Annotated in this window: 6 protein-coding genes and 1 pseudogene; all 7 read right to left on the reverse strand. The window is 68.9% G+C overall.

Translation table 11 applies throughout. The features are described from left to right. Positions 1-415 precede the first annotated feature (415 nt). Positions 416-1,410, reverse strand: a pseudogene (locus G6R24_RS15515) (IS5 family transposase). Between the two features lie 89 nt (positions 1,411-1,499). Next, positions 1,500-1,757, reverse strand: a complete 258-nt coding sequence (locus tag G6R24_RS15520; RefSeq protein WP_163549964.1) for a bifunctional DNA primase/polymerase — start codon at positions 1,755-1,757, stop codon at positions 1,500-1,502. A 530-nt stretch (positions 1,758-2,287) separates the two neighbouring features. Then, the gene (locus tag G6R24_RS15525) at positions 2,288-3,556 is read right to left on the reverse strand and encodes a zonular occludens toxin domain-containing protein (protein ID WP_163549965.1); all 1,269 of its coding nucleotides are present in this window, start codon (positions 3,554-3,556) and stop codon (positions 2,288-2,290) included. A 1,038-nt stretch (positions 3,557-4,594) separates the two neighbouring features. After that, positions 4,595-5,515 carry a hypothetical protein gene (locus G6R24_RS21695; RefSeq protein WP_192029145.1) on the reverse strand — a complete coding sequence of 307 codons (921 nt, stop codon included), beginning with the start codon at positions 5,513-5,515 and terminating at the stop codon, positions 4,595-4,597. A 149-nt stretch (positions 5,516-5,664) separates the two neighbouring features. Continuing rightward, positions 5,665-6,051, reverse strand: coding sequence for a hypothetical protein (locus G6R24_RS15535; RefSeq protein WP_163549966.1), 387 nt, complete (start codon positions 6,049-6,051; stop codon positions 5,665-5,667). Between the two features lie 167 nt (positions 6,052-6,218). Continuing rightward, complete coding sequence (locus G6R24_RS15540) at positions 6,219-6,509, reverse strand: helix-turn-helix domain-containing protein (RefSeq protein ID WP_163549967.1); 291 nt, start codon at positions 6,507-6,509, stop codon at positions 6,219-6,221. Positions 6,510-6,906: 397 nt separating this feature from the next. Continuing rightward, the gene (locus G6R24_RS15545) at positions 6,907-7,923 is read right to left on the reverse strand and encodes a rolling circle replication-associated protein (RefSeq protein ID WP_163549968.1); all 1,017 of its coding nucleotides are present in this window, start codon (positions 7,921-7,923) and stop codon (positions 6,907-6,909) included. Positions 7,924-8,391: the final 468 nt, after the last annotated feature.

An 8,391-nucleotide genomic window follows, 5' to 3' on the forward strand; every position in this document is an offset into this window, starting at 1 on the left:
TGGGCTGGAAACTGGAGTTCCCTCGCACGCGCACGCGTAGGGCCCCCCGTCGGGAAACCAGGAAACGTGGAAACCTGCAGGTCAGAGCCGGTTGCAGCCCAGGAAACCGCAACCCGCGGTTTCCTGGGCTGCAACCGGCCTGAGTAACCCCGAATCAGGACGGTGCCTGACGCCTTCGCGACATCGCCAGGCGGGGCCGTGCGACACCCGGCGATATCGGCGCCTGCGGCCTGGGAACGCCGCAGTGGTGCGGCAGGGGCACCGCAGATCCCTAGACCCCGATTTCTTGATCGTCATGCAGGGGGTCTAGGGGTCTAGAGGCCAGGTCAGGCGGGGTGCGGAGGGGGGCTAGGAGACCATGTGGGTCTAGACGGACCCGTTCTAGACCCCCTCTAGGGTCTGTTCTGGGTTTGGATCATATGGTTGGCAGGCTGCGTAGCCAGAGGATGGATCCGCGTAGGTGGAGTCCCGCGGCGTAGCTTTCGGGTGTCTTGTCGTAGCGGGTGGCCAGACACCGCCATTCCTTGATCTTGTTGATGCCGCGTTCCACGGTGTTGCGGTCTTTGTAGAGCGTGGCGTCGTGGCTGACCGGGCGGCCTCCGACGCTGCCGCGCTTCTTGCGGTTGGCCCTCTGGTCGGCCTTCTCCGGGATCACCGCCCGGATTTTCCGTGTGCGCAGGTGGGCGCGGTTGGCGCGGGAGGAGTAGGCCTTGTCTCCGGCGACCGCGTCCGGCCGGGTCCTGGGGCGTCCGACCGGCCCACGCACCTTGATCTTCTTCAGGACCGGGAGGAAACACGGGCTGTCTGCGGCCTGTCCGGGAGTGAGGATGATGGACAGTGAGCGGCAGCGCCGGTCGGTCGCGAGGTACACCTTGCTGGTCAGCCCGCCCCGGGAGCGTCCCAGGTCAGCGGCCTTCAGTCGGGCCTTGCGGCGTCGGCGTACCGCGCGGCGCCGTGCCCGTTCGGCTCCCTCATCATCTTCGGGCACCTCGACTACAGGGTCGTTTTGTCCGGTTTCTGAAGCCCCTTTTCCTCCGTCAGGGCCTTCTCCATGTCCTCCAGGAGATCCGGGTCGACCACCATGCCCGCCGCGTGGTGATGCGCGCGGGCGACGGTGGAGTCCACGCTGACCAGGCTGAGATCGACATCGTCGCGCGCCGCCGCCTCGGTGATCATCGCGTCCATGAGGGCCTGGAAGACCCCGTCACGTGCCCACATGCGGAACCGGTCGTAGATCGTCGACCAGGAGCCGTAGCTGGCCGGCACGTCCCGCCAGGGGCTGCCGGTACGGAACCTCCACATCACCGCGTTGACATAGCTGCGCAGGTCAGGGATCGGCCCGGACGCCCCCAGCGGGAGATGCGGCTCGATCAACTCCCATTCACCATCGGTCAGATCACCACGCGTCATACAACCGTGCTACCAGCCGAAGCACCCGAACGCGAAGGACGATCACCCTGCTTGTGATCCAGACTCGGAACAGGCCCTAGGCCCCGCCTCTAGGAGTTCTGGGTGGCGGTGACGATGCCGACGTTCGCGTCCGGCCAGCGGCGCCACCAGTCCTGGATCTGCCCGGGGCTGGTGCTGGCCGCAGATGGCCAGTCCCGAACCAGGGGCTGCTTGCCCGGCCTGACCACCGCAGCGTCCGGCGAAGCGACGGGGACCACCGGCCAACCCAGCCCGGCATAGAACATGGCGGCATGGCGCAGGCTCAGCCGGCGAGCAAGGGAGACGGAGGGTGCTTGATCGGGGTGCATGAGTTGCCCTTCAGGGACTCATGCCGATCCGATGAGGCCGATGCCACCCGCTCAGGCCTGACGGCTCACGAGCTAACGGGCACTATGGGAGTCGCGCCTCCCCCGACAGGGAGCGCACGACCGGTCTCACGGTCGGCGAGGGATACGGAAGATCCGCAAGGACAGCCCAGGGGTGGTCGCCTCTGGGCTGTCGCCTTTTCAGGTGATCACGTCTGCTCCGTTCGGTGCTGTGGTGGAGGAACCAGCGACTAGCGGATTGTGACGTTCTGTAACTGAATGTGGGTGTGGACCAGGAGGGGAGGGAGGCGCAGGTGGATGCCTCGATCCCGGTTTTGTGGCCCCGGCGGGGTCGGCGTGAGGGGTGGGTCCCTCGGGTCCCTTGACTCCCTTGGGGTGCGGCCTGCGACTATTCGCGCTGCTAGGCGGCGGTGCTGGAGCGAGGGAGGCAATAAGGGACCCAGCGAGGGAGAACTCCCTCGCTCCCTCGGTCCTCCCTCGACCCTCCCTCACTGGGTCCCTCGCCTTGGCGGTCACGCTGTGTCGAACTCGTCGGCTGTTTCGTCGGCAGAGTCTGGGTCGCTGTCGGCTATAGCGGCGGTGACGCGGTCGGCGTTGACGCACATCTGGCCGCGAGTCTTGTAGGGGCGAGCGGAGTCTGGGAGCTCCTTGCGAAGCCGTTCGAACGTCCACCCCCGGTAGAGCTGAGGGCGCAACGCGGCGAGGCCGGCCAGGACTTCCTGGGTGCGCATGATCGGGTCCAGCCCGCCGGCGGCGCGGATGACGGTTCGAATGTCAGCGAGGTAGTCGACGTGCTCGGCCGGCTCTGCCTCGTCGGCGGGGGCGACGGCTGGTGGGGTGTCGAGCATGGCCATGGCCCGCTCGACGACGGGGGTGACGTCGTCAACGCCGTCGCCACGTCGGACGTAGAAACAGCGCAGCAGCCCGTCGGTGGGCGTGAACCCGGATGCCATCGCGGTGCCGAGATCACCGAGGTCCACCGCGCCGTCCGCGGCGACGGTCATCGGCCGCAGGGTCGTGGCAGAGATCCCGGCGCGATGCTTGCCGGTGCCCAGGATGGCGTCGTTGCCCTGATGATCGGCGATGGCGAAACACGCCCGGTTGGACAGCACCTTGGCGACCTTGCGTGGCAGCGAGTCCGCCGACGGGACAGGTGTGGCGAAGATCAGGGTGACGCCGTACTTACGGGCCTTAGCCACGATCTTCTCGACCAGTTCGGCGGCCTCGTCGCCGACGTCGGAGACAAACAGCTCCTGACATTCGTCGATCACCACAATCCTGGGTCGCATGCCCGGGTCGGCTTCGGCCAGGGCACGGGTAAGTTCCGGCTCGCCGGCCGCCGAGAGCTTCCGGCCACGGTCGGACAGCTCGGACATGAGCTGCTTGAGGGCGGCGAGCACGGTCGGGATCTCGTCCGGGTCATCGGAGACGAACAAGGTCCGCAGCCGAGGCCGCAGCGGGTCGTAGTCGGCGTTGACGGCCATGCAGTAGACATCGATCTCCACGAGCGGGTCGAGGATCGCACCCAACAGACCGGTGATGATCAGCGTTGATTTGCCGGAGCCCATCATCCCGGCGACACCCCAGTTGGCTTGGAACAGCCGGCCGAGCACGATGTTCCCACGCGGGTCGACCCCGACCGGCACACCTTTGAAGTAGTCCGCGACGCCGGTGGTGAGTAGTGGCCACGGCGCGACCGGCTTGGTCAGGCTGCCCTGGTCGGCGACCCACAGGTCCAGCACGCCGGGGGCGTCGCGAGGCTCGGTCGGCCACACCTCCACCGGCAGCCGGAGCAGGTTGTGGGCGAGTACGGGCTTGCTGTTGACGATCTATCTCCACGGTGACGCCTTCGGGGAGCAGGAGCCGGGAGTGCCAGCCCTTGCCGTCGTGGACGGGCGGATCGATCCACCGCGGCGTCCACCCCTCGCGGAACTTGCGGTTCAGCGCCGGCATGTTCAGGTTCCGCAGCGCGTTCGTGATCGCCCGCTCGTCCGGGATCACGTCCCGGCCGGCGCCGGCGTCGCCGGCTGGCGGCGCAGACACCCAGGCAGGTAGCTCGGAACGGGAACGGCCCAGATGCCACAGCCATGCCGCGGCCCCACCGGTGGCAACGAGCAGGAGGGCGGCGCCGTAGACGGCGAGAAACCAGCACACGAACGTGACCAGGCCGATCACCCCGACGAGCGGGGCCAGGACGTAGCCGGGGTCGTGGTGGCCCAACGCCAGGACCACACCGAGCGCGAGCAGCAGCGCGGCGAACCCGGCCAGCCCCGCCGCGACGGCCCGCAGCAGGTCGACAGGCGAACGCACCCAGTCCATGACGCGGGCATGGCGACGCGCCTTCTCCGCGACGTCACGCGCCTCCCACTCCCGCAAGCTCTCCTGATCCCCCGCGATCTCCGCACGGCGCATCTGCCGCTCATACCGCGACGCCCCATGACTGTCCCGCCACCTGCCGCAGGCCACCCCGACCCCGGCGACCGGATACCACAGATTGCGGGCGACCAGCTTCGCGCCGGCCTTGGTCTGCGGGTGCGAGGCGACCGCACGCACCCCGGTCACCACGACCCACGTCCGCGACACCACGGCCCGGGACACCACCAGCGCGCGGGGGCGGTAGAGCTCCACCCCCGCCGAACCGAGGACGTCACCCTCCAGCACCACCCCAGCCGAGGTCGCGCCGTCGGCTAGCTCGGCGGCCGGCGGGCCGACGACGCCGCGGTCAGGGGCGCGCCGGTCGGGGACGACCCGCGCGGTCCACGGACCGGGCAGCACCTTGCCACCTACCGGGGTCGCCATGTCGTCGCCAGGAAGCCCGGTCACGCCGTCACCCCCCGGTCGTCGCCACGGACCAGTGACAGCGGCGCCTGCCGGCGCGCCGCATGCTCGGCCAGCAGCCGCTTCGCGCGAACCTGCCCGACTCCCAGATGGGTCGCGGCACCGCGGATCGACAGGCCAGCGACTGCCCCGCCGAGCGTGTCGAGCGCATCAAGCAGCTCGGTGTCCAACCGCCCCGGGGCGGCGACTGCACGGGCAGCGGACGGGACGGTGACACCCCGGTTGGGGCGTGCCCCGGGGTGCCCCGGGGATAGCCGTTTCCGCAGGTCAGCGGCTGTTCTCTCGGGCGCCTGATCGGGTGCAGCCACAGGAGTCATCTCGGGGAGGCCGGGAGCCACCTCCCCGGCGGCGGCCACCACCAACGCGGGGAACACTTCAGGGACGGTGATGGCAACCGTGGCGCCGAGCACGCCGGCGGTGGTGGTGCCGCGCGGCGGCCGACGGGCCGCTTCCATCGCCAGCAGCTCGGCCGCAGCCCGGTCCTGAGCACGGGCAACCTGGCGGCGGACCGACGCAACGGCCAACTGCGCGCTGGCCGTGGAAATCTGCGCGGCGACCCACTGCGCGTCGCCCGGAGACAGTTCCGGCCGAGTGACCCTGCCCAACGTCCACCACAAGGATTTGGCGGCGATGCTGACCGACGCGCCGATGCAGGCCATGGCCAGGCCACCAGACCGGTAGCCCTCCACACCGATTGCAGTCACGGTCACCGCGAGCAGCGCCCAACCGACCCGGTCGACCACCGTCCGCCGGTCCGGGCGGAACCGGACCATGAACGCCATCCCCAACGCCGCGCACCAGGCAAGGTCGAACACCCCGCCGGCGAGATACGCCGCCGGCGTCCCCTTCAGCAGGTGGGCGATGGACACGGTCGACCAGACAATGGAGATCGTGGTGAGCATGAGAACCAGGCCGACGACGCCGCGGGCGGCGAGGACGTCGAGGTCTCGCGGGAGGACCGGAACGGCGACCTGGCGGCTGCGGGTGACCGGTGCGGTGACCCCGTCGACGGTGTGACTGTCGGCGTACTCCTGCGTCTCGATCCGGTACCTCATGCCGCACCACCGAACAGATCATCCTGGCCGTCGCAGACCGAGCACAACGGCCCCGCCGGCGTCACGTCCAACTGCCCACGGCAGCAAGTACACCGCCGACGCGGCGCCAGCGGCACGACAGTCATGGCGATCCGCAGACTGCGAGCGTCCACCAGCACGATCGACGGGCAGGCCTGGTGCTGCACGGTCAGCGCGAACCCGCACGCCCGGCAGCAGACACCACGGTCGGCAGCGAGCTCCGCGGTGTGCCGGCGGCGGACGTCCAACTCCTCGGCGGCGGTCACCCGGCGGCCGGCCTGCAGCGCGGCGAGGATCACCGGATCGAAGATCTCTTCGGGATGGTCGACCGTGATCGCGATCCGACTCGACCGGCGGGCACTCATGCCACACCACCCAGACGGGCGGCGGGCGAAGCCTGGTGCGCAGATCCGCACCCAGGCAGGGAAAGATGACTCATAGCGGTCTCCTGTTCTTGGCAGGTGGTCCGTCAGCCCTCGGGCCGGTGGTCGAACACCGACTCGGGGGCGCTTTCAGTTGTAGGTCAGGCGTGCTACGCGACCCTCTCCCCCAACCCCGACCCCGACGGCGGAAGCCGGCCTGTGGCGGCGAGCGCTCCGTAACTGGACGTCAGCTCGGCGAAGGTCAGTCCAAAGTAGGCAGCGACTTTTGGGAGATCGTCGATCCTCCAGCTCGAGTTCCCCGAGAGACGTTGCGAGATCACAGCTGGGGAGATCCCCAGCGACTTGGCCACGTCCATCTGCCGCTTACCCGTCCTGGTCATCAGGAGCTTGATCGTCTCGTTGATCGTCGCCTCCAGACTCTCCACGCAGTCGTCCACCATGACGCCACCCCTCCCTTCAGCAACTACTTTGCGTTTCGTTGAGCAACTCTAGCTTCGCGAAGCATGTCGCGCAACGATTAAGTGCGATCTCAACCCCTAAGGCTTAGCGGCGGCTGGCTGGACCCGGGCGGGCCCGACTGCTGCGAGCTGGGCGTGAGTTGCCGGTCGTGCGACCCCGACGGCAGCATCGGATGGTGCAGCTTGGAGTTGGCAGGGTGTGTTGCGGCCCCCGGTTGCACTGGTTGCACCCCAGGAAACTGCGGGTTGCGGTTTCCTGGGAGTTTCCTGGGTGCAACCGCCTCTGACCTGCAGGTTTCCACGTTTCCTGGTTTCCCGGCGGGGGGCCCTACGCGTGCGCGCGCGAGGAACCCCGGTTTCCGGCCCGCTGCAACCCGGCCTAGGCCACCCGGGCGGCCTTCGACCAGGGGCCGTCGACAAGACCAGGCCGTGGGGTAGTCAACGGTGTTGTCGACAGCCGCGCGTCGGCGACGGCGTCACGGACAAGGGAACGGGCTTCCTCCTTCGCCCACGCCGCCGCACTCTCCGCCTTCGCCCGCTGCGCACGGTCCCACTCCACGGCGAAGCCCCGGGTTTTCAACGCCCGGGCCAGCTGCACCGCCAGGGCCGGGCCGTCGTTGACACACAGGAAACCGGCGCCGGAGGCGAGACGGACCGCGGGACGGCGCACCGTGCGGTACTTCTGCCTGATCTCACCCGTCTGCGTGTCCAACGACAGGCCCCGCGGCACCCTGACCTGCCGCGTCACCCCCTGCGCACGCGACAGACGACGCAACGTCCGACCCACGAACAGCGCATCGGCGGGCGTCATCTCCACATCCACGGTCGCCTTCTTCAGACCCCGGTAGCCCCAAAACCGGCCCGGAGTCTTCCCCGGCTCCCGCCACTCCACCGGCACCTCGTGCTGATACTCCTTCGCCCCATAGCTGCCGTGCTTGCTGAAGTACACCGCCATCCGCTTCGGATCCACCATCCGCGCACCCGCATGCAGGTCCACGGCCGTCCCCGCCCGCTCATGCTTGCGCCGCTCCTCAGCATCGGGATGCCCCACGACGTCCGCCCACACCACCGACAGCCACTGCGCGTACGGCAACCCGTCACCAACCCCGAAACGCCGACGGACCTTGGCTTCCCGCTTGCAGTCCCCAGCCGCACCCGCCGGCTGCGGCCCCCACAGATGGACGTGCGGGGCGCCCCGGTGCTGGAACTCCAACTTCCAGATCCCTGGCCACTCGAACCCCCAGGCGGCGGCGAACCGCTTCCAGAACGCCTGCATGTGACGCTTCACCGCCGCACCCGACGGGGCGACGGTCAGCCAGTCCGCCGGGTAGGTGAGCGTCGTCATCGGCAGCGACAAGCCAAGGTCCAACAGCGGGGCGCAATCCAACTGCGCCAACGTCTTCACCATCCGAGACCGAGACTGCCGCGACCACTCACTGATGACACGAGTCGGCTTCGGCGTAGGCATGTCCTTACCGTAAGTCGCCCGGTAGTAGCCCTGCTCCGACGCCCACTTGCTGGCCTTCTCCCGCGCCCGCTCCGCAGCACGCTCCCGACGAGCCACATCCGGACGGTGCAGCGACACCACCCCCGGAGCAACCGTCAGCACCGGCCGAGGCCCCTCCGACCCATCCCACGGCTCCCGGCGATCGAACTCCGCCGCCGCCGCGATGACCTGCTCCAGCCCCGGGAACGCCTCCCCGGACGCCCCCCCCTGACCTCCGGTCTTACTTCCGTGGGTGGATACCCCGCTAGTTCTGCGACATATAACAAGCCCTTCGGTGGGCGACATCAGGTTCCCGAGACCCGAACCACCCCGCACCCCAAAGAACACACGCTCAGCAACCGTGAGGACCTCATCGCC

It is taken from the genome of Candidatus Frankia nodulisporulans (assembly GCF_902806475.1).
Classification (GTDB): Bacteria; Actinomycetota; Actinomycetes; order Frankiales; family Frankiaceae; genus Frankia; species Frankia umida.

Coding starts and splice junctions, on each gene's coding strand:
- G6R24_RS15520 (WP_163549964.1), bottom strand. CDS start 1,757: ATGCACCCCGATCAAGCACCCTCCGTCTCCCTTGCTCGCCGGCTGAGC.
- G6R24_RS21695 (WP_192029145.1), bottom strand. CDS start 5,515: ATGCTCACCACGATCTCCATTGTCTGGTCGACCGTGTCCATCGCCCAC.
- G6R24_RS15535 (WP_163549966.1), bottom strand. CDS start 6,051: ATGAGTGCCCGCCGGTCGAGTCGGATCGCGATCACGGTCGACCATCCC.
- G6R24_RS15540 (WP_163549967.1), bottom strand. CDS start 6,509: ATGGTGGACGACTGCGTGGAGAGTCTGGAGGCGACGATCAACGAGACG.